Genomic DNA, 24,417 nt, shown 5'->3' on the forward strand with positions numbered 1-24,417 from the left:
TCACTCCCCCAGTCCGTTCACGGCGGTCACGATCCGCTCCAGGTCCGCCTGCGACAGGCCGGGGTGGACGGGCAGCGACACGACCTCGGCGGCGGCCCGCTCGGTCTGTGGCAGGTCCCAGTGGCGCCCGGCCTTCTGGTCCGGCTCCCAGTACGGCTTCAGCCGGTGGATCGGCGTCGGGTAGTAGACGGCGTTGCCGATCCCCGCCTCGGTCAGCCGGGCCATGGCGGCGCCCCGGTCGCCCCGCACCCGTACGGTGTACTGGTGGTACACGTGCCGGGCGCCCTCGGCGGTCCTCGGCGTGACCACGCCCGGCGCGCTGATGTGCCCGGTGAGGTACGCGGCGTTGGCGATGCGCCGCTCGGTCCAGCCGGCCAGCTTGCGGCGCTGGACCCGGCCGATCGCCGCGGCCACGTCGGTCATGCGCAGGTTGGCGCCGACGATCTCGTTGGCGTAGCGCTGCTCCATCCCCTGGTTGCGCAGCAGGCGCAGGGTGCGGGCGAGCTGGGCGTCCGCGGTGGTGACCATGCCGCCCTCGAGGCTGTGCATGTTCTTGGTCGGATAGAAGCTGAACGTCCCGGCCGTGCCGAAGGCGCCGACCGGGGTGCCGTTCAGGGCCGCCGCGTGCGCCTGGCAGGCGTCCTCCACGACGGCGAGCGAGTGCCGCTCGGCGATGGCCGTGATCCGGTCCATCGCGGCGGGGTGGCCGTAGAGGTGCACCGGCATGACGGCGGCGGTGCGCGGTGTCACGGCCGCCTCGACGGCCGCCGGGTCCAGGCAGAAGCTGTCGGCCTCGATGTCGGCGAAGACCACGTCGGCACCGACCAGCCGTACGGCGTTGGCGGAGGCCGCGAAGGAGAACGAGGGCACGACGACCTCGTCGCCGGGGCCGATGCCCATGCCGAGCAGGGCCAGGTGCAGCGCGGACGTGCCGGAGTTGACGGCGACACAGTGCCGGCCGTCGACCAGCTCGCCGAACTCCTCCTCGAACGCCGCCACTTCGGGGCCTTGGACGACCCGGCCGCCGCGCAGCACGCGCACGGCGGCGTCGATCTCCTCCTCGCCGATCACCGGTCTGGCTGCGGGTATCAACTCCTGGGCGTCGGTCATCGACATCCCCCTCCTCGTCGGCGGCCGTGAAGACACGCCGGGCCGTGACACAGACACACGAAGCCCGCCCCCTGGGTCGTCGTGTGGGAAGGCAGCCGTCATCCGGCCGGAAGGGCCGGGCACCTCATCGGCTGCGGTCCGCGGCGCTTGATCATGGGCCGAGACCGACGTCACGTTATCAGCACATGGCCACAGGGTTTCCTCATGGAGACAACAGGGGAATCACAGCTCGACGTGTGCTAGGTCACAAGGTGAACACAGCGTGACCGGAGCACGGGAAAACGCGACGGGGCGGGGGGGGGGGGGGGGGCCCGGGGCGCGCGGCGCCGCCCCCCCCGCGGGGGGCGGCCCCCGCCCCCCGCGGCCGGCCCCCCCCCCCCCCCCGCGCCGTTTCGTCCGGCTCAGTCCTCCGTCGTGGCCGACACCGACGGTGCCGACTGCTCGGCCGCCGCGGTCTTCTTCGACGTGGTCTTCTTCGCGGCCGACCTGGTGGTCTTCGCCGCCTTCTTCGCCGTCGTCCGCTTGGCGGCGGTCTTGGTGGCCGCCTTGGCGGTCCCCTCGGTGGCCTCGGTGGCCGCCTCGGTGACCGTCGCCTCCTCGGGCGCCGCCGCCTCGGAAGCCGCCGCCTTCTCCGACGCCGCCTTCTTGGCCGTCGTCCTCTTCGCGGCCGTCTTCTTCGCGGCGGTCGTCTTCTTGGCGGCCGTCTTCTTCGCCGGGGCCTTCTTCGCCGCCTTGCGGGCGGTCTTCTTGGCCGGGGCGGCCTCCTCGGCGACCGGAGCCTCCGCAGGGGCCGGAGCCTCCGCGGCGACCGGAGCCTCCGCGGGGGCCGGAGCCTCCGCGGCCGGGGCCTCGGCGGCCGGGACGACCACGACGGCCGCCTCCGCGTCGGCGGTGGGCGCGGTGGCCTTGCGCACGGCACGGCGCCGCGGACGGGCCGGGGGCGCGGGCTCGGCCGCCGCCGGCTCGGGCTGCCGCTCGGCCTGAGCCGCCTGCGGCTCGGCCCGCTCCACCGGGGCGGCGGACTCCGGGACCGTCACCACGGCGGCCTCCGCGCCGGCCGGCGAACCGGCGGGGGCGGACGCCTTGCGGGTCGCCCTGCGGCGCGTACGGCCCTTGGGCGCGGCCTCCTCCACGGGCGCCTCGGCGACGGCCGGGGCCTCGGCGGCCGGGGCCGCCTGCTCCTGCGGCGTGCCGACCACCGCGTCCTCCACGGCCGCGGGCTCGGCCAGCGCCTCGGCGGCCGGCTCCGGACGCACCGGACGCTCGGCCTCCTCCCGCGCCGTCACGTCCTGCGCCGTCGGCGCCTCGGCCCGAGGAGCCTGAGCGACCTGATCGGCCTGAGGAGTCTGAGCAGCCCGATCGGCCTGGTCGGACTCGGCGGGCGCCACGGCCCGGGGGGCCTCGACGGCCTCCTGCTTCGGCGTGCCCGCCGGGGCCGACGCGCGCCGGCTGGTCCGGCGCCGGCTCCGGCCTCGCTTGGCCGCGGCCTCCGCCTCGTAGACGCTGCTGTACAGCTCCTCGTCGGGCGCGAAGTCCGGCGACGGCAGGGCGATCGGCTCGGTGACGCGCTCCGCGGTCTGCTCGGCCTCGGCCTCCGCCTCCTGCTCCGCCGTCGGGGTGTCGACGGTGGTGAGCGCGGCCTCGTGCTCGTGCGGCTGCTCGGCGCCGCCCGCGCGGGCCCGCTTGCGGCGCTTGCCGCCGCCGTTCCCGCTGGAGGAGGGCTGGTCGAGGTGGACGATGACCCCACGGCCGTTGCAGTGCACACAGGTCTCGGAGAACGACTCCAGCAGCCCCTGCCCGACCCGCTTGCGGGTCATCTGCACCAGCCCCAGCGAGGTCACCTCGGCGACCTGGTGCTTCGTACGGTCCCGGCCCAGGCATTCCAGCAGGCGGCGCAGGACCAGGTCCCGGTTGGACTCCAGCACCATGTCGATGAAGTCGATCACGATGATGCCGCCGAGGTCGCGCAGCCGCAGCTGGCGCACGATCTCCTCGGCCGCCTCCAGGTTGTTCCTGGTGACCGTCTCCTCCAGGTTGCCGCCCTGGCCGGTGAACTTGCCGGTGTTGACGTCGACGACGACCATCGCCTCGGTCCGGTCGATCACCAGCGAACCGCCGCTGGGCAGCCAGACCTTGCGGTCCAGGGCCTTGGCGAGCTGCTCGTCGATCCGGTACGTGGCGAAGACGTCGACCTCGCTGGTCCACTTCTGCAGACGGTCCGCCAGGTCGGGGGCGACGTGGGAGACGTACCCGTGGACGGTCTGCCAGGCGTCCTCGCCGCTGACGACGACCTTGGTGAAGTCCTCGTTGAAGATGTCGCGGACGACACGGACGGTCATGTCCGGCTCGCCGTACAGCAGGGTCGGCGCGTTGCCGCTCTTGGCCTTCTTCTTGATCTCTTCCCACTGCGCCTGGAGCCGCTCCACGTCGCGGCGCAGCTCGTCCTCGCTGGCGCCCTCGGCGGCGGTGCGCACGATGACGCCCGCGTCCTCGGGGACGATCTTCTTGAGGATGGTCTTCAGCCGGGCCCGCTCGGTGTCGGGCAGCTTGCGGCTGATACCGGTCATCGAACCCTCGGGGACGTACACGAGGTAACGGCCCGGGAGGGAGACCTGGCTGGTCAGCCGGGCGCCCTTGTGGCCGATCGGGTCCTTGGTCACCTGGACGAGGACCGACTGGCCGGACTTGAGGGCCGACTCGATGCGGCGGGGGCCGCCCGCCATCCCCAGCGCCTCGAAGTTGACCTCACCGGCGTAGAGCACGGCGTTGCGGCCCTTGCCGATGTCGATGAAGGCGGCCTCCATCGACGGCAGGACGTTCTGCACCTTGCCGAGGTAGACGTTGCCGACGTACGAGGTGGCCTGCTCCTTGTTGACGTAGTGCTCGACGAGCACCCCGTCCTCCAGGACGCCGATCTGGGTGCGCTCACCGTGCTGGCGGACGACCATCACGCGCTCGACGGCCTCGCGGCGGGCCAGGAACTCGGCCTCGGTGATGATCGGGACGCGCCGGCGCCCCTGCTCACGGCCTTCCCGGCGGCGCTGCTTCTTGGCCTCCAGCCGGGTCGAGCCCTTGATGGACTGCACCTCGTCGGAGGGCTCCGCCTTCGGACGGGGCTCGCGGACCTTGACGACCGTGCGCTCCGGGTCGTCTCCGGACGGCTCGCCCTCGGAGGAGCTGTCACCGGCCCGGCGGCGACGGCGACGGCGGCGACGGCTGCTGCTGGAGCCGGACCCGCCGGCGCCCTCACCGCCCCGGGTGTCCGTGTCGTCGTCCTCGGCGTCCTCGTCGGCCTGCTCTGCGGTGTCCTCGGTGTCCTGCGCGGCCTGCTCGGCGGCGAGGTGCTCGGTGTCGGCGTCCGCGCCGTCGGTGTCGTGGTCGGCGTCGCCGTCGATCAGGTCGCCCCGGCGACGGCGACGGCCGCCCCGGCGACGACGGCGGCGCGAACCGCCCTCCTCGGCGTCGGCCTCCTCGGTGTCCTCCTCCGGCTCCTCCGCGTCCGCCTCGGCCTCCGGCTCGTCGGCGTCGGGCTCGGCGGACTCGACGGGCTCGGCGGGCCGCTCCTCGGCGGCCTCGTCGGCGCCACCGCGGCGACGGCGACGGCGGCGCGACCCGGCGGGCTGCTCCTCCACGGCCTCCGCGACCGGCGTGCGCTGCGGCTCCTGCTCGGGCTCCTGGGCTCCGGCGGCCACCGCGGCCGCCTCCGCCGCCGCCCGCTCGGGCGTCTGGAACTGGGGCTCGGTGAACACCGGCGGCTGGAACAGCGCGACGGCGGGACGGGCCGGACGGACCGCCCTCTCCTCCCCCGCCGGAGCGCTCCCGGCCTTCCGGGCGGGCTCGGCGAAACCGGTGGCGGCCTTGCGGACGGCCCGGCGACGCGAACGACGCGGCGCGGCCTCCTCGGCGGGGGCCTCGGCGGCGGGGGCGGCCGGTGTCTCGGGGGCCGTCTCGGCCTCCTCGGCCACCTCGGCGGGCCGTGCCGTCCCGCCGCCCCCGGCTTCGGCCTCGGCGCTCTCGGGCGCGTCGGTGCTCTCCGGCGTCTCGACCGGGGCGGTCACCCGACGGGTCGCCCGCCTACGGGTCCGGCGCGGAGCGGCGTCCTCGGCGGGCGGGGCGCTCTCGGCAGCCGGCGCCTCGGAAGCCGCGGGCGTCTCGGGTTCCGGTGCGGGGGTCGCGGGGGTCCCGGCGGTCTTGGCGGTCTCGGCCGCCTCGGACGTCTCAGTGCCCTCAGTGGTCGCCGCAGGCGCGGACACGCTGCGGGTGGCACGCCGACGCGTCCGGCGCGGAGCGGCGGCACCCTCGTCGGACGCCGAGGAGACGGCGGACGCGGCGGGCTCGGCAGCGGCGGCGGGCTCGGCAGCCGCCGCCCAGGAAGTCCCGGACGCCGCCTCGGACGTCACGGACGCCCCGGCGCTGTCAGCCGCCGCCACCGGCGCCGACGCGCTGCGGGTGGCACGCCGACGCGTCCGGCGCGGAGCGGCGGCACCCTCGTCGGACGCCGAGGAGGCGGCGGAGACGGCGGGCTCGGCAGCAGCGGCGGGCTCTGCCGCCACGGGCCGGGCCGGTGCCGCCTCGGCTGCGGGAGTCGCGGGGACCACGGTCTCGGCGGCCGCCGCGGACGAGGGGGCCCCGGCGGGCGCGGAGGCGCGGCGCACCGCTCGGCGGCGCGGGCGGGCGGCGGGCTCCTCCACCGGCCTCTCGGCCGGCTCGGTCTCCTCCGCCTTCTCCACGGCCTCCTCGACGGTCTCGTCGAGGACCTCGTCCCCGGCCTCGTCGGCGAGGCCGGTACCGGCGGCCGGAACGGCGGGTTCCACGGTCTCCGCCGGAGTACCGGAGGAGCCGGCCGGCGGTCCCGCCGGCCGGGAAGCCACCCGGCGCCGACGGCGCGGCGGCAGGGTGTCGCCGGGGGTGTTGTCGGATGCGGAGCCGGTCACGGACTCCGTGGATTCGGTCGGTTCGAGCATGCGGGCGTATCTCCCGTCAGGCTCCCGGGCGCCGCGCCTGGCCCGGTGTCGATCTCGTCGACCTCCGGTGACGTCCGCGGCTCGCGCTCTGCGCGGGTGCCGCCGTCCGTTGGCGCGGGCGCCGCTCGGGAGCTCGCTGTGTCCTGTCTCACCGGTTCCGTACGACCTTGTCGCGTACGGCCTGGCGAAAGTCTTGTGGTCGGTGGCGCTGCCCGGCCCAGGTGGCTCCCGAGTCCGACGGCGGCGCTTACGACGTGCGTCCCTCCACGGGACCTTCCCTACGCGGGCGCCGTCGCGGCGGCGGTCGCGGCGGCCGTCTGCGGCTCGGTCGCTACTGCCTCGCGGTCGGGCGCGAGCGGGTCGGTCACCGTGCCGGTCTCTTCATCGAGCAGCCCCTGCGCCAGCCTGGTCACCGCTACGGGGACCGGCGGCGCCAGGTCGGCCACGGCGCGGAGACCGGACAGGACGTCGTCGGGTCGCACGGCAGGCGTCACGTGCCGAACAACCAGCCGCAGTATCGCACAGGGCTGGTCACTCGGCCTATCAGCCTGTGAACCGTGCGCCTGGACGCTCTCCAGACGCACGACGGCGGAGCGGGCGTCGAAGGTGCGCACACCGTTCTTGGTACGGCGCTGCACCTCCACGGCGGGCGCCTCGTTGAAGGCGTCCACCGCGCGGCCGGCCTCGGCCGGGTCCACCCCGGCCAGCCGCAGCTCCCACTCGGAAGCCGTCAGCCGGTCGGCGAGTCCGGAGGTCCGGGCCTCGACCGCGTCGACGACGTCGAGCCCGGCGGGCAGGGACGCGTCGAGGAGGGCTCTCAGCTGCTCCGGGTCGCGCGCCGAGGTGAGCGCGATCTCCAGGTACTCCGCCTCACTGCCCGTGCCGGTGGGTGCGGCATTGGCGTACGACACCTTCGGGTGCGGGGTGAACCCCGCCGAGTACGCCATCGGCACCTCGGCACGGCGCAGCGCACGCTCGAAGGCGCGCTGGAAATCACGGTGGCTGGTGAACCGGAGGCGGCCGCGCTTGGTGTAGCGCAATCGGATGCGCTGCACCGCGGGTACCGGCGGCGGGCCTTCGGGCTGTCGCTTGCCCAGTGTCGTTCAGTCCTTCGTGAGAGCGGTCCTACTACTACCAAGAGTACGTGCCTCGGCACCGGAAGGTTCCCGCCGGTCCACCGGCGGGGGCTGCCGGGGCGCCCCGAACAGCGCCCGCCGCACATCGGCCCGCGCCTGCCGCACCGAGGCCCGCACGGAGGCGAAGCCCTGCCGCACGGCCCGGCCGGCACCGCGCACCGCCTCGGCGACCGGCCGCAGGACCCAGTCCCGCACCAGGTGTCCCACGGGCGTCAGCACCGTCCGGTACACCCAGCGCACCGGCTCCACGAAGACCAGGCGCACCAGCGTCCCGAGGAACCGTCCGACCGCCACGGAGACGTACCCGGCGATCCGCCAGGCATGGCCGAGGGCGGCCCCGACCTCCCGCCCGATCACGGCCAGGACCCGGCCGACGGGCACCAGCACCCACCGCCACAGGGCGAGGGCGGGCAGCACCAGCAGCACCCGTGCGGTCCAGTACAGGGCCGCACCGATCCCGGTGACGACCACGCGCACGCACCACGCCACCGCCCGGCCGCACCAGGCGAGCGCGTGCCCGACGGGCGTCAGCACCCACCGGTACACCCACCCCAACGGGAGCAGGACCAGATACCGCGCCAGCCGGCCGAGGGCGGCCCACAGCCCCAGCCAGACCGGCACGATCAGCCGGCCGTACACCCACACCACCGCGCGCCCCGCCGGCGTCAGCACCCACCGGTACACCCACTGGGCCGGCCGGACGACCAGTACGGCCCCGAGCCACCCCAGCGCCCTGCCCACCGGGACCACGACGTACCGCCACAGCCCCACCAGCGGCCAGACGAACACCGCCCGCGCCAGCCACAGCACCGCCCGCCCCAGGGGCCGGAACACCGTGCGCCCCAGGAACCGCCCGGCGGCCACCAGCGCGTCCCACGCCATCCGCACCGGCAGCACCAGCACGAGCGCCACGACCCGCACCGGGACGCGGACGGCGACGGTGAGGCACCCTTCGGGGGACCGCCCCGCCACGGGCGCCACGTCCCGCTCGCCCCGGGGCGGCTTCTCGAGATCCATACCGAAGTAGACGCCTGAGCGGCCTTTTCGGATGCGGACTACTTCACCGTCAGCGGCAGCAGCTTCTTACCGGTTGGTCCGATTTGAATACTGATATCCATCTGGAGCCTGAAGCGCGGGAAGAATCTGGTCTCGAAGAACGACAGCCTCGACCTCACGACGACCGCCGGAAAGATCATGGTCACGGTCATCGGTGGCATCGCCGAGATCGAAGCGGCCAACACCTCCACGCGCGTCACGAGCCCGTGGGACTACGCGAAGTCTCAGGAGGACTGGCTCGTCGGGAAGCCGGCGTACGGCTACGTCACGGACGAGGACGACGCGGGGAAGGTCGTTCTCGCCATCGATCCCGAGGCGTACAAGGCACTGCACTGGGCTCGGCGCATGGCGCTTCGGGGACGCTCCGCCCGCTTCATGGTGCGCTGCCTGAAGCGGTCCGGCCTCATGAGCCAAGGGCTCACCGTGGCGACTCTCCTCCGCCGTCTCCGCGACCCGGCACTCCTCGGCTACCGCGGAGAAGAGGACAAGAACGGAGGACAGCGACGTTCGAAGCCGGTCCTCGGCAAGGACGGCAGGCCGATCAAGGTCGCTTCCCCCATCTTCACTGAGGAGGAGTTCGAGGCCCTCGGCGCCGCTCTGGACAAGCGCAAGAAGAACCAGCCTCCCCGCCGTGTCGGTGGAGCGACCCAGTTCCTCTGCGTTCTCCTGTGCGCCGACTGCAAGACGAACATGACGGTTCAGATCACGAACAACACGTACGGGACCTAGCAGTACCTACGGTGCCGCAACCGCAAGAGCCGCGGGCTCGGGGCACCCGACCCCGAGCGGATCTACGAGCGTCTGGTGGAGGACGTGCTCAAGGTCCTCGGAGACTTCCCCGTGCAGGTACGCCAGTACGCGGAGGGCGCCGAGGCACGGAAGCAGATCAAGCGGCTGCAGGACTCCATCGCGCTGTACATGAAGGAGCTCGAACCTGGAGGCCGGTACACGAGACCCGGTTCACGAAGGAACAGGCAGAGGCAACGCTCGACAAGCTCATCGGGGAGTTGGAGTCCATCGACCCCGAGACGGCGAGGGACCGGTGGGTCGACGTCCACGGCGGCAAGACCTTCCGTGAGCACTGGCAGGAAGGCGGCATGGAGGCCATGTCCGCAGACCTGTACCGAGTCGGCATCCGCTGCGAGGTCACCCGTACGAAGGTGCCGAAGGTCCGGGCGCCGAAGGTGCACCTTCGCTTGCTGATCCCGAAGGACGTACGTGAACGGCTCGTGATCCGCGAGGACGACTTCGCGCAGGCCTTCTGACCCCGGGCCACACAAGGACGAAGCCGCCTTCCCGTCACGCAGGGAGGCGGCTTTACGTCTCACTCGAACCATGTAGTGGCGTCGAACGGTTCTTCCGTGCCGTCCTCATCCACGATCACGATCTCGCTTTCGATCAGTCCTGTGGCTCTGTCGTTCGCAGGCTCAAGTTCGGGCAGAGGAGTGATCAGCCCTCGCCTCCCCATGCCTGGCATCAGCGCTGAGCCGTCGGCACTCCGCGAGTCCGCGTACGACGACCGGCTGGTCGACGCAGTTGAGGCGCACGACCACGCATCGGCCCGGCCCATGAGGACCAGCGTCCTCATGGGCCGGGCCGATGCGGTGTCAGGAAGACGCGTCGAGGGAAGCGAGCAGGGACAGAGCTTCGGCCGAGCGGGTGCCGGGCTCGGCGTGCAGGAGCATCATCTCCAGCTTGCTGGCCCCCACCATCTGGAACTTCTCGACCAGCAGTTCGAGGGAGCCGACCTGTGGATGCTGTATCCGGAACATGGCCTCGGCCGCGGAACGCACATCGTGGCGTGCCCACAGCTGACGGAACCGGTCGCTCTTGAGGGACATCTCCCCGATCAGAGCTTGGAAGCGCTCGTCGTCGTTCTGTGTGCCGATCGTGGCGCGCAGGTGGGCAACGGCGACGGCCGTGTAGTGCTCCCAGTCGGCGTGGTACTCCTGGAGCGCCTCCTCGGTGAAGAGGGCGCGCAGCCGGTTCGTTCCGGGCGCCAGATCCGGTGACAGTGCCCGGGCCAGTCGGTTGGCGGCCAGGACATCGCTGTACTGGTTGAAGACGAACGCGGGCACGTTGAGGGTCCGCAGGAGCATGTCGAGCCCCGAAGGCAGGCGCTCGTCGGGAAGGTCGAGGCCGCGGCGCGGTTTCGGGGCGGCGAGGGACAGCAGGTAGGCCGTGCCCTCCGTATCCAGCTGGAGGACCTGGGCGAGCGCATCGAGTACCTGGGCCGAGGGGTTGCGGTCGCGGCCTTGTTCCAGGCGCAGGTAGTACTCGGCGCTGATGCCTGCCAGCATGGCGACCTCCTCGCGGCGCAGACCGGTCACCCGGCGCAACCCGTGCCCGGGCGGCAGGCCCGCATCGGCGGGGGTGACCTGTTCGCGTCGTGCACGCAGGAAGTCTCCGAGGGCGTTGTCCACATGGGCAGGCTATGTGGTCGCGATCAATTCTGGGTGTCCCTGTCACTACCAGGAACACGGGGGAGCTGGCAGGGCTCTTTGGCGCCGGTGAGGCTCGTTGGTATGACGATGCAGACGTGGATCATCACTGGTGTCAACAGCGGGTTCGGGCGTGAGCTGGCCGAGCAGCTCCTTTCTCGCGGCGACCGGGTCGCCGGGACAGTACGGCGGGAGGGCTCGGTCGATGATCTGCGCGCCAAGTACGGGGACCGCTTCTGGGTCGGCCACCTCGACGTCACCGACCTGCTGCGGGTCCGCGAGGTCGTGGACGCCGCCTTCGAAGACCTCGGCCGCATCGACGTTGTCGTGATCAACGCGGGTTACGGCCTGTTCGGTGCCGCCGAAGAGTTCACCGACGAGCAGGTCGTCCATCAGATCAACACCAACCTCCTCGGCTCGATCCAAACGGCGCGGGCCGTGTTGCCGCACCTGCGTGCGCAGGGCGGCGGCCGGGTGATCCAGATTTCGTCGGTCGCCGGGCTCGCCGCACACGCCGGTGCCTCGCTCTACCACGCGAGCAAGTGGGGTGTGGAGGGCTTCATGGAGGCTCTCGCCCAGGAGGTCGCACCGTTCGGGATCGAGGTGACCCTCGTCGAGCCCGGCGGAGCGCGGACGTCCTTCACCGGCAGCAGCCTCCGGCTGAGTGAGCCCTTGGCCGCGTACGACGGGACGCCGGCCGCGATGGTGCGCGCCTTCAGGGACACCCAGATTCCGGTTCCCGGCGACCCTGTGAAGGTCGCGGCGAAGGTCATCGACAGCGCCGCGCAGAAGCCGGCCCCGATGAGGGTCGTCCTGGGCAGCGACTCCTACCAGGGAGTCACCGCCGCGCTGCGGGGCCGGCTCGCCCAGGTCGAACCTCAGCAGGCGAGCGCGGCCGAGACCGACGCCGACAGCTGAGCACAGCAGCGGCCCGACCGCCCACCATCCCCACCTGACGACGTCTCGCCACTCACGGCGAGACACCCCCTACCGAATGGAGCGCACGGCATGGACACGATCGACGCCGAGACGACAGCGGGGACAGTCAGAGGGGAGCTGCGTGACGGGATCGCCGCGTACAAGGGCATCCCCTATGCGGAGCCGCCGTTCGGCGCCAACGCGTTCGAGCCGCCCGTACCGCGCGCTCCCTGGGAGGGCGTACGTGACTGCACCGACTACGGGCCGGGCTGTCCCCAGCCGTCCTCACCCATTTTCCGGGGACTGAGCACCGGCGAGGACTTCCTGTCGGTCAACGTGTGGGCCCCGGAGGTCGCAACCAACCTGCCGGTGATGTTCTGGATCCACGGCGGCGGCTTCCTCATGGGCTCCAACGCCGGCTCCGGCTCGGAGGGGAACACCTTCGCCCGCGACGGAGCAGTACTCGTCAGCTGCAACTACCGCCTCGGTGCCTTCGGGTTCCTGCACGCCGGTCACCTGGACGATGCCTACGCCGACGGGCCGGGGGCCCCACGCCCTCCCCCGCCGGGAACGTCGCGCCGCTCGCCAGCTCGAAGGCGCTCTTGACCGTCTGCCGGGTCAGCGGCGCGCTGCCCTCCGCCGGGTAGGCCGGGCCGAACAGCCGGTAGCAGGTGGTGTTCCACGGCGAGTACAGGGGCTGCGCCGACACCTGGATGTCGCCGACCCACTTGACGGAGGCGATCCCCACCCAGGACGGCACCAGCACCCGCACCGGGTACCCGTGGTCACAGGGCAACGGACATCCCGGCCGTGGACCTCATGGCCATGGTGATCGCACTGGTGATCAGCTGAAGGACGCGCTCGGGGCGGGGTGCGGAGGCCGAGTGCGCTGGCGGAGGCCGCCGGTTCCGCCCGGCGCGCCCCGTGGTCCCGCCGCGGGTTACCCGCCGGTGGTCCGCGGCAGCCGCCGTCCGCCTCCGCCACCGCGGGACCCGGAGTCCGCGAGCAGTCCGGTCAGGGCGAAGGCGACCTCGGTCGCGGCCAGTGCCGACGCGACGTACATGAGGAGCGCGCCGTAGCCCTGGGCGTCCGCCATGTGCTCCATGTTCTCGCCGCCCGTGTGGTGCGTCATGGACATGGAGCCGGTCGCCGCCGCGAGTCCGTGCAGGGCGAGCATCGCGGTACCGAGCACGGCCATCAGGGTCCACTCACGCGGCCCCGACGACCGGGCCAGCATCACCGAGCAGCCCAGGCAGGCCAGGGCCAGCACCAGCGTGAGGACCGCGGTGACCCCGCCGTGGGTGCCCAGCAGGGCCAGGTGGACGACGGCGGAGAAGGCCGCCGCGGTCACGGCCGCCGGGCGGAAGGGGCTCGGCCCCGGCACGGCCGTCACGAGCCGTGGCAGTGCGAGGTCGTGCCGCGCGGCGCGTCCAGCGCGGGGTTGCGGTCGAAGAAGCCGACCGGCCGGAGCTTGAAGCCGGTGTAGTCGACCGGCATGACGGGCCAGTCCTCGGGACGCGGGAAGTGGGTGAGGCCGAAGGTGTGCCACAGCACCACGTCCTCGCCGTCCAGCGGCCGGTCACCGGCGGTGTACGCCTCCAGTCCGTCGCCGCCGGGGCTCTGGTTGACGATCTCACCGGCGGGCCACTTCTGCGCCGGGTCGTACTGCGTGACCCAAAGGTGCTCGGTGGCGAACGCGCCGCGCCGGGCGATCGCGCTGGAGGGGTCGGCCAGCAGCGTCGGCTGCCCCTCGGGGTGCAGGGCGTACGCGACGTCCTCACCGAGCCGGTTCTGCCGGTCGGGATTGGCGATCACCCAGGTGCGGGCACGCCGGTTGTCCGCCTTGCGGCGGGCCCCGCGTTCGGAGACGAGCCGGGTCCGGGACTGGCGGAAGGCGTTGCCGTACGGGTTGCCGTCGCCGACCGGCACGGACACGGCGTCGACCTCGTCGACGGTGTTGCGGGTGCCGTCGACCGCCATGTCCAGGCGGGCGCAGAACAGGTGCTGGTGGAAGGGGGCTCCGAGGCCGGGCGCCATCTGGGTGGCGTAGCCCTCGGGGCCGGTGTAGGCGGAGGTGAAGACGATCCCGGTGGCCTTGGCCTCCAGTTCGATGGTGCCGTCGAGGTAGAGGGACCAGTAGAAGCCGTAGTCGTAGTTGCCGATGGTGAGGAAGAAGGAGATCACCAGCCGCCGGGAGCGGCGGGTCTCGGCCATGCCGTTGAACAGGTCGGTGTGCTTCCACAGCACGCCGTAGTCCTCCTCGTGCAGGCAGATGGCGTTCTTGATGCGGCGGGGGTGCCCCTTCTCGTCGCTGATGACGGCGTCGAAGTAGGTGATCTCGCCCAGGCAGTCGCAGCCCAGTTCCAGGGAGTTGGTGTAGCGGCCGAAGAGGTATTCGCCCTGGTCGAAGTAGTTGATCCAGTAGCGGGCCGGGGACGGGTCGCCGTAGGGGACGACCATCTCGGGGATGGAGGCGCGGTGGACCACGGGGCGGACCCGGTCACCGTCGCGGAAGCCGAGCTGGTGCAGGACGAGTCCCTCGCGCACGTCGAAGGTGAAGCGGAAGGACCAGTCGGCCCAGGTGATCAGATTGCCGTCGACGGTGAAGCTGGGGCCGTCGGGCTGGGTGATCTCCAGCGGCTTCAGGTCGGTGCGCTGCGGTGACGCGTGCGGCTCGGCGTTCCACTCGCCGCGTTCCATGGGCACCGGCAGGTCGGCGCTGTCGACGACCTTGAAGACCTCCCCGGCGGTGAGGTCGATGTAGGCGCAGACGCCGTCGATGGGGTGCGCCCACGGCAGGTCGGCCTCGTCGAGCTGGAGGAAGGCCAGGACCCGGCAGACCCGTCGGCCGGTCTCGTCGTCGTGGCCGAAGTTGCCCGCGGACAGCGGTACGGCGCGCACCTTGTGGGGGTCGATGTCGCGCCGGGCGAGGGCGGCGAGCCAGTCCCCGCTGCGCAGCAGGATCGCCTCGATGTCCTCGAACTCCTCGTCGAGGATGGGCGTCTGGCCCTGTCCGGTGGCGTCGACCGGCGTCGCGTCGACGATCGTGGGCTCGGCGCCCGCGGTGACGTCGGCGGTGGCCACGGTGCCGGCGCCGGTGGCCCGGTCGAGGAGGATCATGCGGACGCGGCGTCGTACCGGGTCACCGGCGCGGTGGGCGAGCAGTTCCGCCTTGGGTGCCTCGTCGAGGCCGACATAGACGAAACGGGTCGTGCCGGTGACCAGCCCGGCGGCCTCGGCGGCGCGGCGGGCACTGTCGATCTCGCCGGGCGTCAGCGGGGACAGCGGGTGGTCCACGACCGGGGCGGGGGCCACCGGCGTGCCGGGGTGCTCGGGGGCGAGGGTGATGTCGGTCATCGGGGGGTCCTTCGCGGGTTGGTGTGTGGGTCGGGTGGGCGAGTCGGGTGGCTGAGGGTTGGCGGTGGCCGGGGGGCGGGCCGGTGGCGGTTCAGACGGTCTCCGGGACCGCCGGGTCCCCGGCGGTGGGCTCCGGCGCGGGTCGCCGTCGGCCGCGCAGCGCGCGGCCGACGCCCACCGCGAAGGACAGCACCAGCACCACCCCCAGCACGGTGGCGAGTGCGGTCGAACCGCCGATCAGGAGGGGGAAGTTGGCGACCGCCAGGACCAGGCAGGCAGCCAGACCTCCCAGGCCGAGTCCGGGGGCCGCCAGGGTGTGCCAGAGCCGCCGGTCGGTGCCGGTGCGGCGGAAGTAGACGATCACCGCCAAGCAGGTCAGGGCCATCAGCGCGAGGGCGCCGAGGGTGGCGGTGCCCGAGAGCCAGGCGAAGACCTGGGTGACCGGGTCCAGACCGGTGGCCGCGCAGACCGCCAGCAGCACGGCGGCGCAGGCAGTCTGGAGCGACGAGGAGACGTGCGGAGAGCCGTGCCGGGTGTGGCGGGCCGCGCACGGCCGGGGCAGCGCGCCGGAGCCGCCGAGGGAGAAGCCGTAGCGGGCCAGTACGTTGTGGAAGGACAGCAGGGCGGCGAACAGACTGGTCAGCAGCAGGACCTGCGTGACGTCCGAGGCCATACCGCCGAGTTGGCCGCGTACCGTGGTCAGCAGCATGCCGCCCGGGTCGGCGACGGCCGCCGCGACGGCCCGTTCGTCGCCCCAGGCCGACACGACCGCCCAACTCGACAGCGTGTAGAAGACGCCGATGAGCAGCAACGACAGATAGGTGGCACGCGGGATCGTGCGCGTCGGGTCGCGGGCCTCGTCCCGGAAGACCGCGGTGGCCTCGAAGCCCAGGAAGCTGGCGACGGCGAAGACCAGACCGAGCCCGAACGACCCGGACGTGACCTGCTCGGGCCGCAGGAACGCCGTCGACAGCCCGGCCGCGCCGCCCCGGGCGGTGACCACGGCATCCAGGGCCAGGACGATGCCCACCTCGCACACCAGCAGGACGCCCAGCACCTTGCCGCTCAGTTCGATGCGCCGGTAGCCGAGCACGCCGACCCCGGCCAGGGCCAGCGCCGACCACAGCCACCAGGGCAGGGCAGGACCCCCGTAGTGCCGCACCAAGTCGGTGGCGACCGACCCGAAGTAACCGTAGACGGACAGCTGGACGGCGGTGTAGGTGGCCAGGGCCAGGTAGGCGGCGCCCTGTCCGGCGGGCCGGCCGAGGCCGTGCCGCACGTAGGTGTAGAAGGCACCGGCCCGCGGGACGTGGCGGCTCATCGCGGCGTAGCCGACGGCGAACAGCAGCAGAACCGCGCAGCACAGGACGAAGGTGGCGGGGAAGGCGGCTCCGTCGCCGAGCGCGATGCCCAGCGGTACGGCACCGCCGACGACGGTGAGCGGGGCGGCCGCGGCCACCACCATGAAGACGATGGAACCGGCGCCCAGGGAGCCGGTCAGGGCGGGCGCCGCGCGCTCGCCGGCCACGGTGGACATCGCACCTCCACGTACGGGACTGAAGGGGACCTGACGGGACCGAGGGGGTGCCCTCGGGAACTGAGGACGACCCTCGCCGACCGCCGTTGCCGGCCCGTCACCCGTCCGTCAAACCGCCGTCACCCACGCCGAGAAAAACCTCACACACCGTTCCCACCTCGAGAAACGCACCGGACACACGGCCGTCACACGCGCTGTCCCGAATGCCGGTTGGGTGGCGTTCATGATGATGTACGCGAAACCCGCGGGTGTCCGGGCGGGCCCCCGCCTGCCCGGCCTGGACCGGCGCACCCTGGGACCGGTCCAGGTGTTCGCGCAGTCGGTGTCGGCCACCGCTCCGGCCGCCGGGATGGCCACCACCCCGGCGATGGTCGCGGCCACCGCGGGCGGCGCCGCCGGCGTGTGGGCGTGTCTGGCCGCCACCGTCGTGGCGCTGCTCGTCGCCGGGTGCATCGGCCAGTTCACCCGGCGGATGGCGGCGGCCGGCTCGTTGTACAGCCTGGCCGCCAAGGGGCTGGGGCCGACGGGTGCGTTCGCCGCCGCGTGCGCGTTGCTCGCCGGTTACGCCCTGCTGGTGGCGGCCACGCTCACCGGGGCGGCGGTGCACCTCGCGGCCCTGTTCGGGCGCTCGGCGCAGGTGGCCGGTGCGGTCGGCGGGACGGGACCGTCCGGGGTGGCGGTGGCCGTCCTGGTCCCGGTGCTGGGCTGCGCGGTCGCGGGTTGCGTGTGGCGCGGGGTGCGGCTGTCCGCGCGGGTGGCGCTGCTGGTGGAGGGTGTCTCCATCGCGCTGATCCTCACCGTGTTCGGTCTGCTGCTGGACGGGGTGTCCTGGCACGGCGACGTCGCGCACGCCGTCCGCCCGCCCGGCGACGCCGGCGCGGTGGCCGCGGCGGTGGTGCCCTCGCTGGGCTCCTTCATCGGGTTCGAGGCGGCGACGGCCCTCGGGGTGGAGGCCCGCCGTCCCTACCGCAGCGTGCCGCGCGCGGTGACCTGGACGGCCGCGCTCACCGGGCTCATGTACCTGGGCGCGGCGGTCGTCCAGGCGGGGCTGGGGGACGGCGGCCGGACCACCGCGACTGCCGCCCCGGCGCTCCTGGCGTGGATCGGGCGGCTGCTCGACGCCGGTCTGGCCGCCTCCTTCCTGGCCTGTGCCCTGGCGACGGCCAACGCCCTCGTCCGCGTGCTGTACTCACTCGGCACCGAGGGCATCGCGCCCGCCGCGCTGTGCCGCACCCACCCCGCGCACCGCACGCCGCACGTCGCCGTCGCCCTGGTGCTGCCGGTGACGAGCGCACCACCGCTGCTGATGCTGGCCTGCGGCGTGCCGGCCGGGCAGGTGCTGCGCGGTCTGCTCCAGGCGGCCACCGTCGGCTACCTGGTGGCGTACCTGCTGGTCTGTCTGGCCGTACCGTTCTTCCTGCGCGGGCTGGGCGAGTCCACGGCGGCACCGGTGGCCGCGGCGCTGGGCGTGGTCCCGGTGCTGGCGGCCGTGCTGGGCGCGTTCACCGTCTCCAGGGCCACGCCCGCCGCCGCCGCGGTCTTCGCCGTGCTCGTCGCGTCCGCGCTGGCCTGGTACCTGTGGCTGCGGCACCGGCTGCCCGAACGGCTGGCCGGGATCGGCGTGTACGACGAGACGTCGCTCGCCGACCTGCCCGATGCCGCCGCCGTACCGGTCACCGTCCCGGGCCGGTGGCGGTGAGCGCCCCGCGCAACGCGCTGCGCGTGCTGGAGGAGGTGGTGGCCGCCGGGCCAGGCGTCACCGCGCGGGAGATCTGCGCGGCGCTGCGGCTGCCCCCGGCGACGACCTACCGCCTGCTCAATCTGCTCGTGGCGGAGGAGTACCTGGTCCGGCTGCCCGATCTGCACGGTTTCGCCGTCGGCCGCCGTGCGGCCCGGCTGGCGCCGCCGGTGGTCCCCCGGCCCAGCACCGCGGCCCGGGCCGTGCTCGCCGAGCTGCGTGAGCGGACCCGCTGGGGCGTGCACCTGGCCGCGTATCCGGGTGGCCGGCTGGCGCTGGCCGACCCCGACCCGGACCATCCGCCGGCCGACGCGGCACTCCTCACCCGGCATCCGCACGCGTCGTCGCTCGGCAAACTGCTGCTGGCCGAACAGGGCGGCACCGGCGGCGACGGCCGGTCCGCGCTGCCGCGGCTGACCGCGCGCACGGTCACCGACCGGGCCGAGCTGGCCGGCGAACTGGCGTCGGTCGCCGAGCGGCAGGTCGCCCGCCAGCTCGGGGAGCTGCGCCTCGGCCTGGGCTGCCTGGCCGTCCCGGTCCGGGAACCGGCGACCGGCGCACTGATCGCCGGGCTCGCGCTCTGCGCGCCGGCCGACCGCGTCGACTCCCTGACCGGCCGGCTGACCTCGCTGCTGCGCACGCACGCCGACCGGCTGGCGCCGCTGCTGGCCTGAGCGGGCGGGACGCGTCCCGGGCGTCGGTGAGGACGGCCGTCGCCGGCCACCGCGCCCGGGGCGGCGGTGTCAGACCACGGTCACCGGGTGCCGTACCACCGCGTCGAACAGGTAGCCCTGCGTGTTGTACACGGCGGTGTCCGGCTGGGTGCGGCCCGCCGTGTCGGTGGCGCGGGCCAGCAGGTGCGTCGGGCCGGGCGTGCCGGGCGTCCAGGGCAGGGACCAGCGCGTCCAGGTGTCGGGACGCGGCCGGTCGTGCAGCCGGGCCCGCCGCCAGCTCGCCCCGTCGTCCGTGCTGACGTCGACCCGCGCCACGGCGCCCGCACCGGACCAGGACCGGCCGTGCAGCACCTGGTCCTCCCCCGCCGGGAACGTCGCGCCGCTCGCCAGCTCGAAGGCGCTCTTGACCGTCTGCCGGGTCAGCGGCGCGCTGCCCTCCGCCGGGTAGGCCGGGCCGAACAGCCGGTAGAAGGTGGTGTTCCACGGCGAGTACAGGGGCTGCGCCGACACCTGGATGTCGCCGACCCACTTGACGGAGGCGATCCCCACCCAGGACGGCACCAGCACCCGCACCGGGTACCCGTGGTCGTACGGCAGCGGCTCGCCGTTCATCTCGTACGCGAGGAGTACGTCGTCCAGCGCCTTGGCCAGCGGCAGCGGGCGGCGCACCCGGCCCAGGCTCTCGCCGCCGCTGACGTACTCGGCGTCCAGCCCCCGGGGCTGCACGTCCACGGCGTACCGGGACAGCCCGGCCCGGCGCAGCACGTCGGCCAGCCGCACCCCGTGCCAGCGGGCCACGCCGATCGCGCCCAGCGTCCAGGCGGTGCCGGTGACCGTCTCGCCCTGCTGGGTGGTGTAGTGACTGCGGCCGTTCCCGGCGCACTCGACGAACGCGGTGCGGGTGACGGCGGGCAGGGCCCGCAGGTCGTCGTACCCGAACTCCACCGGCCGGTCCTCGGCGGGCGCGCCGCGCAGCCCGTCGCCCCACAGGGCCAGCCGCCAGTCGGCGGCGTCCAGGACGGGGGTCGCCGTGTGGTTGCGGACGAAGAACCGTTCGTTGGGCGTGTGGTGGCCGGTGTCGCGCAGCGCCTCCCAGCGGGTCTCGGCGTTGGTGCCACGCTGGACGAACCACTCGGGTGGCAGCGGCTTGACGATCGGGGAGTCGGCGGCGCGGGACGGCGTCGGGGCGGGGAGCGCGGTGGCGGTGGCGGTCGCGGCGAGCAGGGTGAGCAGTCGGCGCCGCGTGACGCCGTCCGCCCGGGCCTCCCCGGCGAGCCACTGGCGCAGCCTGCGGTGGTCGTAGGCGGTCTCGTCGGTCGTGACGGTCGGGACGGTCGGGACGGTGGTGTGGTGGGTGGCGGAACCGGCAGCGGGCATGGCGATCCTCGTCAGACGTCATCGGGGCTGCGGAGCACGGCGGCGCGTGCGCGGCCGTCGGGAAGAAAAACCGGAAAGCGTGAACCGGGTGGCGAACCGGTCAGCCGGGGAGCCGACACAGCGCGGCGGCCACGCGGACGAGGTCCACGGCACGGCGGCGGGTCAGCGGCTCCAACGGAGACATGCCGGGATGCAAGCACGCGCCCCGGCACGTGTCAACGGTCCCGTTACCGCACGGCACGGCGGGACTGCCGGACCGGGTCGGGCACGGGACCTTCGGCGCCTCGCGGCGTCACGTGCCCGCCCTCCACCCTGGTACCGGCGGTCCCAGGAAAGCGGGTGCGCTGCCTGACCGGCCGGATTCTCCGCAGGATGACCGCAGGACGCGGGCGGCGGCGCCTTCGGGGCAGAGGGCGAAGCCGTTCGGCAACGGCAACAGAAAGGCGGGCCCTCCACCTTGCTCGTGGACACCTCGACACTGGATTTTGAGTCCAGGGAGAGGAGTCCCAGGTGGGGACCTGTAAATACTCGGCGGAGTTCCGGGCGGACGCGGTGGCGCCGGCCCGTTCGTCGGGCCGGCCCGTCTCGCGCATCGCCGCCGAGCTCGGCGTGAACCACGAGACGCTGCGGCAGTGGATCAGGACCGCGGAGCATGCCGAGCGGCCCGAGGCGGTCGCACAGTCCACGAAGGACGCGGAGATCGCGGCCTTGCGCGAGCAGGTCCGCGAGCTGGAGAGGGAACGCGACATCCTGCGCCGGGCGGCCAAATATTTTGCGGGCGGGACGAACTGGTGAGCCGCTTCGAGTTCGTTGCCGACCGTCGCGACGCCTTCGGCGTGAAGCGGCTGGGCACCGTGCTGAACCTGTCGAGGTCCGGGTTCTGTTCTGTCCCGGGAGGTTGTGGACGGGTGAGCCAGGTCCCGGCTGAGGGATCTTGAACAGGTGAGGGCCTTCCGGTTCGGTGTGGATTGCGACGTCTACACCTGAGCGAAAGGCCCTCGTGTCCCACCGTGATGCACCTCTGACCGAGACCGGACGGCTGCGTCTGGCCCGCTGCGTGGCCGAGGACGGCTGGCCCCTGCGCCGGGCCGCGGAACGCTCCCAGGTCTCGCCGACCACGGCCCAGCGCTGGGCCGACCGCTACCGGACATTCGGCGAGGCCGGCATGCGCGACCGCTCCTCCCGCCCGCACACCAGCCCACGCCGCACCCCGACCCGCACCGAACGCCGGATCATCAAGGTCCGCGTCCTGCGCCGCTGGGGACCGGCCCGCATCGCCCATCTCCTGCGGCTGGTGCCCTCGACCGTGCACCGGGTGCTGACCCGCTTCGGCCTGGCCCGCCTCACCCACCTGGACCGGGCAACGGGCCGGGTCATACGCCGCTACGAACGCGAGCGGCCCGGCGAGCTGGTCCACGTGGACATCAAGAAGCTCGGCAACATCCCCGACGGCGGCGGACACAAAGTCCTGGGCCGCCAGGCCGGCCGCAAAACCCGTTCCGGGACCGGCTACAGCTACCTCCACACCGCCGTCGACGACCACTCCCGCCTCGCCTGCAGCGAGATCCACACGGACCAGAAGAAGGAGACCGCCACCGGCTTCTGGAGCCGGGCCCGGGTGTTCTTCACCCAGGCCGGCATTACCGTCGAACGTGTCCTGACCGACAACGGCTCCTGCTACCGCTCACGCGACTGGCGCGACCTGCTCACCGCGGCCGGGATCGCCCACAAGCGCACCCGTCCCTACCGGCCCCAGACCAACGGCAAGGTCGAACGCTTCAACCGCACCCTGCTCGACGAATGGGCCTACGCCCGCCCCTACCGCAGCGAGCAGGAACGACGCGAAGCGTTCCCCGGCTGGCTGCACACCTACAATCACCACCGCGGACACACCGCACTGAAGGGCCGACCACCCGCCGGCCGCGTCCCCAACCTCACGAGGCAATACACCTAGGCGGCGGCAGCGGCGTTCTAGGCACGCTCTGCACCGGCCGCTGCCGCCCCCTCTGCACGCCGAGCGCGCTCAGTACCGTCACTACGTCTCCCTCTGTGGCATCCGCCACAACCTCAGCGATGCGTCGCAACGGCCCGTCCACCCCCGGTCCTCCGTTTCAGCTGGTCGGAGACGACTTCTTGACCGTCAGCGGCAGCAGCTTCTTGCCGCTCTCGCTCAGTTGTGGCCATGTGTCGAACTGAGGACACACCCCGCAGTCGAAGCAGGGCGTCCACCGGCAGTCCTCGACCTCCGTCTCGTCGAGGGCGTCCTGCCAGTCCTCCCAGAGCCAGTCCTTGTCGAGGCCCGAGTCCAGGTGGTCCCAGGGCAGGACCTCCTCGTAGGAGCGCTCGCGGGTGGTGTACCAGTCGACGTCCACGCCGAAGGGGGCGAGCGCCTTGTCGGCGCAGGCCATCCAGCGGTCGTAGGAGAAGTGCTCGCGCCAGCCGTCGAAGCGGCCGCCGTCGTCGTAGACGGCGCGGATGACGGCGCCGACGCGGCGGTCGCCGCGGGAGAGGAGTCCCTCGACGATGCCGGGCTTGCCGTCGTGGTAGCGGAAGCCGATGGAACGGCCGTACTTCTTGTCGCCGCGGATCTTGTCGCGCAGCTTGGCCAGGCGGGCGTCGGTCTCCTCGGCGGAGAGCTGCGGGGCCCACTGGAAGGGGGTGTGGGGCTTGGGGACGAAGCCGCCGATGGAGACGGTGCAGCGGATGTCGCCGGAGCCGGAGACCTCGCGGCCCTTCTGGATGACGTTCGCCGCCATGTCGGCGATCTGGAGGACGTCGTCGTCGGTCTCGGTGGGCAGGCCGCACATGAAGTACAGCTTCACCTGGCGCCAGCCGTTGCCGTAGGCCGTCGCGACCGTCCGGATCAGGTCGTCCTCCGAGACCATCTTGTTGATGACCTTGCGGATGCGCTCCGAACCGCCCTCGGGGGCGAAGGTGAGGCCGGAGCGGCGGCCGTTGCGGGTCAGTTCGTTGGCCAGGTCGATGTTGAAGGCGTCGACGCGGGTGGAGGGGAGGGAGAGGCCGATCTTGTCCTCGGTGTAGCGGTCGGCCAGGCCCTTGGCGATGTCGCCGATCTCCGAGTGGTCCGCGGACGACAGGGAGAGGAGGCCGACCTCCTCGAAGCCGGTCGCCTTCAGGCCCTTGTCGACCATCTCGCCGATGCCGGTGATGGAGCGCTCGCGCACCGGGCGGGTGATCATGCCGGCCTGGCAGAAGCGGCAGCCACGGGTGCAGCCGCGGAAGATCTCCACCGACATGCGTTCGTGGACGGTCTCGGCGAGCGGGACCAGCGGCTGCTTGGGGTAGGGCCACTCGTCGAGGTCCATGACGGTGTGCTTCGACACGCGCCACGGCACGCCGGAGCGGTTCGGTACGACGCGTCCGATGCGGCCGTCGGGGAGGTACTCGACGTCGTAGAAGCCGGGGACGTAGACACCGCCGGTGCGGGCGAGGCGGAAGAGGAGCTCCTCCCGGCCGCCGGGGCGGCCCTCGGCCTTCCAGGCGCGGACGATCGCGGTGATCTCCAGGACCGCCTGCTCGCCGTCGCCGATCACGGCGCAGTCGATGAAGTCGGCGATCGGCTCCGGGTTGAACGCGGCGTGGCCGCCGGCCAGGACGATCGGGTCGTCGAGGCCGCGGTCCTTGGCCTCCAGGGGGATGCCGGCCAGGTCGAGCGCGGCGAGCATGTTGGTGTAGCCCAGCTCCGTGGAGAAGGAGAGGCCGAAGAGGTCGAAGGCCTTCACCGGTCGGTGGCTGTCCACCGTGAACTGCGGGACCTTGTGCTCCCGCATCAGGGCCTCCAGGTCCGGCCACACGCTGTAGGTGCGCTCGGCGAGGACGCCCTGCTGCTCGTTGAGCACCTCGTAGAGGATCATGACGCCCTGGTTGGGCAGGCCGACCTCGTAGGCGTCCGGGTACATCAGCGCCCAGCGGACGTCGCAGGAGTCCCAGTCCTTGACGGTCGAGTTGAGTTCTCCGCCGACGTACTGGATCGGCTTCTGCACATGCGGGAGCAGAGCTTCGAGCTGCGGGAAAACGGACTCCGCGGCCGCAGCGACTTCGGCAGACATCTCGCGCACCTTCGTGAGCTGGACTGAACTGGCAGGGGT

The 24,417-nt window shown here is 72.9% G+C and carries 17 protein-coding genes and 2 pseudogenes; 7 read left to right on the forward strand and 12 right to left on the reverse strand.

From position 1 onward, the window contains the following. The 4 genes from ACY1JF_RS02495 to ACY1JF_RS02510 form a co-directional block, all read right to left on the reverse strand. Positions 1 to 1,110, reverse strand: coding sequence for a DegT/DnrJ/EryC1/StrS family aminotransferase (locus tag ACY1JF_RS02495; protein ID WP_462703279.1), 1,110 nt, complete (start codon positions 1,108 to 1,110; stop codon positions 1 to 3). 401 nt (positions 1,111 to 1,511) lie between these two features. Next, a complete protein-coding gene (locus tag ACY1JF_RS02500) occupies positions 1,512 to 6,074 on the reverse strand; it encodes an Rne/Rng family ribonuclease (RefSeq protein ID WP_462703280.1) in 4,563 nt (1,520 codons plus the stop codon). Between the two features lie 278 nt (positions 6,075 to 6,352). Continuing rightward, on the reverse strand, positions 6,353 to 7,129 hold the full coding sequence (locus ACY1JF_RS02505; protein WP_462703281.1) for a TIGR03936 family radical SAM-associated protein: 777 nt from the start codon (positions 7,127 to 7,129) through the stop codon (positions 6,353 to 6,355). Positions 7,130 to 7,177: 48 nt separating this feature from the next. Next, positions 7,178 to 8,227 (reverse strand): hypothetical protein, encoded by a 1,050-nt coding sequence (locus tag ACY1JF_RS02510; protein WP_462703282.1) that lies wholly within the window; start codon positions 8,225 to 8,227, stop codon positions 7,178 to 7,180. A 102-nt stretch (positions 8,228 to 8,329) separates the two neighbouring features. Between ACY1JF_RS02510 and ACY1JF_RS02515 the strand changes: the two are divergent. Further along, positions 8,330 to 9,531 (forward strand): annotated as a pseudogene (locus tag ACY1JF_RS02515) (recombinase zinc beta ribbon domain-containing protein); the annotation flags it as partial. Between the two features lie 342 nt (positions 9,532 to 9,873). On the opposite strand, the gene ACY1JF_RS02520 reads toward ACY1JF_RS02515, so the two are convergent. Continuing rightward, a complete protein-coding gene (locus tag ACY1JF_RS02520; RefSeq protein ID WP_462703283.1) occupies positions 9,874 to 10,689 on the reverse strand; it encodes a helix-turn-helix domain-containing protein in 816 nt (271 codons plus the stop codon). A gap of 102 nt (positions 10,690 to 10,791) precedes the next feature. Here ACY1JF_RS02520 and ACY1JF_RS02525 point away from each other — a divergent pair, with 102 nt between their 5' ends. Both ACY1JF_RS02525 and ACY1JF_RS02530 read left to right on the forward strand, forming a co-directional pair. Further along, complete coding sequence (locus ACY1JF_RS02525; RefSeq protein WP_462703284.1) at positions 10,792 to 11,625, forward strand: SDR family oxidoreductase; 834 nt, start codon at positions 10,792 to 10,794, stop codon at positions 11,623 to 11,625. Between the two features lie 90 nt (positions 11,626 to 11,715). Further along, the gene (locus ACY1JF_RS02530) at positions 11,716 to 12,231 is read left to right on the forward strand and encodes a carboxylesterase family protein (protein ID WP_462703285.1); all 516 of its coding nucleotides are present in this window, start codon (positions 11,716 to 11,718) and stop codon (positions 12,229 to 12,231) included. On the opposite strand, the pseudogene ACY1JF_RS02535 reads toward ACY1JF_RS02530, so the two are convergent. The 4 genes and pseudogenes from ACY1JF_RS02535 to ACY1JF_RS02550 form a co-directional block, all read right to left on the reverse strand. Beyond that, a pseudogene (locus tag ACY1JF_RS02535) lies at positions 12,185 to 12,430 on the reverse strand (molybdopterin-dependent oxidoreductase); the annotation flags it as partial. The gene ACY1JF_RS02530 and the pseudogene ACY1JF_RS02535 sit on opposite strands and share 47 nt — an antisense overlap. A gap of 135 nt (positions 12,431 to 12,565) precedes the next feature. Next, positions 12,566 to 12,976 (reverse strand): hypothetical protein, encoded by a 411-nt coding sequence (locus ACY1JF_RS02540; protein ID WP_462703286.1) that lies wholly within the window; start codon positions 12,974 to 12,976, stop codon positions 12,566 to 12,568. A 38-nt stretch (positions 12,977 to 13,014) separates the two neighbouring features. After that, positions 13,015 to 14,982 carry a primary-amine oxidase gene (locus tag ACY1JF_RS02545; RefSeq protein WP_462703287.1) on the reverse strand — a complete coding sequence of 656 codons (1,968 nt, stop codon included), beginning with the start codon at positions 14,980 to 14,982 and terminating at the stop codon, positions 13,015 to 13,017. A 91-nt stretch (positions 14,983 to 15,073) separates the two neighbouring features. Further along, entirely contained in the window at positions 15,074 to 16,519 is a 1,446-nt protein-coding gene (locus ACY1JF_RS02550; protein WP_462703288.1) for an APC family permease, read from the reverse strand. 223 nt (positions 16,520 to 16,742) lie between these two features. Here ACY1JF_RS02550 and ACY1JF_RS02555 point away from each other — a divergent pair, with 223 nt between their 5' ends. Beyond that, a complete protein-coding gene (locus ACY1JF_RS02555) occupies positions 16,743 to 18,218 on the forward strand; it encodes an APC family permease (protein WP_462703480.1) in 1,476 nt (491 codons plus the stop codon). Continuing rightward, positions 18,209 to 18,931, forward strand: a complete 723-nt coding sequence (locus ACY1JF_RS02560) for an IclR family transcriptional regulator (RefSeq protein ID WP_462703290.1) — start codon at positions 18,209 to 18,211, stop codon at positions 18,929 to 18,931. Before ACY1JF_RS02555 ends, ACY1JF_RS02560 begins: the two co-directional genes overlap by 10 nt. Before the next feature lie 69 nt (positions 18,932 to 19,000). Here ACY1JF_RS02560 and ACY1JF_RS02565 read toward each other — a convergent pair whose 3' ends face one another. After that, positions 19,001 to 20,308, reverse strand: a complete 1,308-nt coding sequence (locus ACY1JF_RS02565; protein ID WP_462703291.1) for a sulfite oxidase — start codon at positions 20,306 to 20,308, stop codon at positions 19,001 to 19,003. 100 nt (positions 20,309 to 20,408) lie between these two features. Further along, a complete protein-coding gene (locus tag ACY1JF_RS02570) occupies positions 20,409 to 20,492 on the reverse strand; it encodes a putative leader peptide (RefSeq protein ID WP_462703481.1) in 84 nt (27 codons plus the stop codon). A gap of 326 nt (positions 20,493 to 20,818) precedes the next feature. On the opposite strand from ACY1JF_RS02570, the gene ACY1JF_RS02575 reads away from it, so the two are divergent. Further along, positions 20,819 to 21,103 carry a transposase gene (locus ACY1JF_RS02575; RefSeq protein WP_462703292.1) on the forward strand — a complete coding sequence of 95 codons (285 nt, stop codon included), beginning with the start codon at positions 20,819 to 20,821 and terminating at the stop codon, positions 21,101 to 21,103. A 205-nt stretch (positions 21,104 to 21,308) separates the two neighbouring features. Continuing rightward, entirely contained in the window at positions 21,309 to 22,262 is a 954-nt protein-coding gene (locus ACY1JF_RS02580; protein WP_462703293.1) for an IS481 family transposase, read from the forward strand. 157 nt (positions 22,263 to 22,419) lie between these two features. Here the strand turns inward: ACY1JF_RS02580 and ACY1JF_RS02585 are convergent, their stop codons facing one another. Further along, positions 22,420 to 24,378 carry a TIGR03960 family B12-binding radical SAM protein gene (locus ACY1JF_RS02585; RefSeq protein ID WP_462703294.1) on the reverse strand — a complete coding sequence of 653 codons (1,959 nt, stop codon included), beginning with the start codon at positions 24,376 to 24,378 and terminating at the stop codon, positions 22,420 to 22,422. Positions 24,379 to 24,417: the final 39 nt, after the last annotated feature.

The sequence above is a fragment of the Streptomyces sp. SYSU D01066-1 genome, assembly GCF_054956795.1.

Excerpts from the sequence above, each read along its gene's own strand:
- ACY1JF_RS02495 (WP_462703279.1), bottom strand. The coding sequence starts at position 1,110 with ATGACCGACGCCCAGGAGTTGATACCCGCAGCCAGACCGGTGATCGGC.
- ACY1JF_RS02570 (WP_462703481.1), bottom strand. The coding sequence starts at position 20,492 with ATGTCTCCGTTGGAGCCGCTGACCCGCCGCCGTGCCGTGGACCTCGTC.
- ACY1JF_RS02525 (WP_462703284.1), top strand. The coding sequence starts at position 10,792 with ATGACGATGCAGACGTGGATCATCACTGGTGTCAACAGCGGGTTCGGG.
- ACY1JF_RS02585 (WP_462703294.1), bottom strand. The coding sequence starts at position 24,378 with ATGTCTGCCGAAGTCGCTGCGGCCGCGGAGTCCGTTTTCCCGCAGCTC.
- ACY1JF_RS02545 (WP_462703287.1), bottom strand. The coding sequence starts at position 14,982 with ATGACCGACATCACCCTCGCCCCCGAGCACCCCGGCACGCCGGTGGCC.
- ACY1JF_RS02530 (WP_462703285.1), top strand. The coding sequence starts at position 11,716 with ATGGACACGATCGACGCCGAGACGACAGCGGGGACAGTCAGAGGGGAG.
- ACY1JF_RS02565 (WP_462703291.1), bottom strand. The coding sequence starts at position 20,308 with ATGCCCGCTGCCGGTTCCGCCACCCACCACACCACCGTCCCGACCGTC.
- ACY1JF_RS02500 (WP_462703280.1), bottom strand. The coding sequence starts at position 6,074 with ATGCTCGAACCGACCGAATCCACGGAGTCCGTGACCGGCTCCGCATCC.
- ACY1JF_RS02555 (WP_462703480.1), top strand. The coding sequence starts at position 16,743 with ATGATGATGTACGCGAAACCCGCGGGTGTCCGGGCGGGCCCCCGCCTG.
- ACY1JF_RS02510 (WP_462703282.1), bottom strand. The coding sequence starts at position 8,227 with ATGGATCTCGAGAAGCCGCCCCGGGGCGAGCGGGACGTGGCGCCCGTG.
- ACY1JF_RS02550 (WP_462703288.1), bottom strand. The coding sequence starts at position 16,519 with ATGTCCACCGTGGCCGGCGAGCGCGCGGCGCCCGCCCTGACCGGCTCC.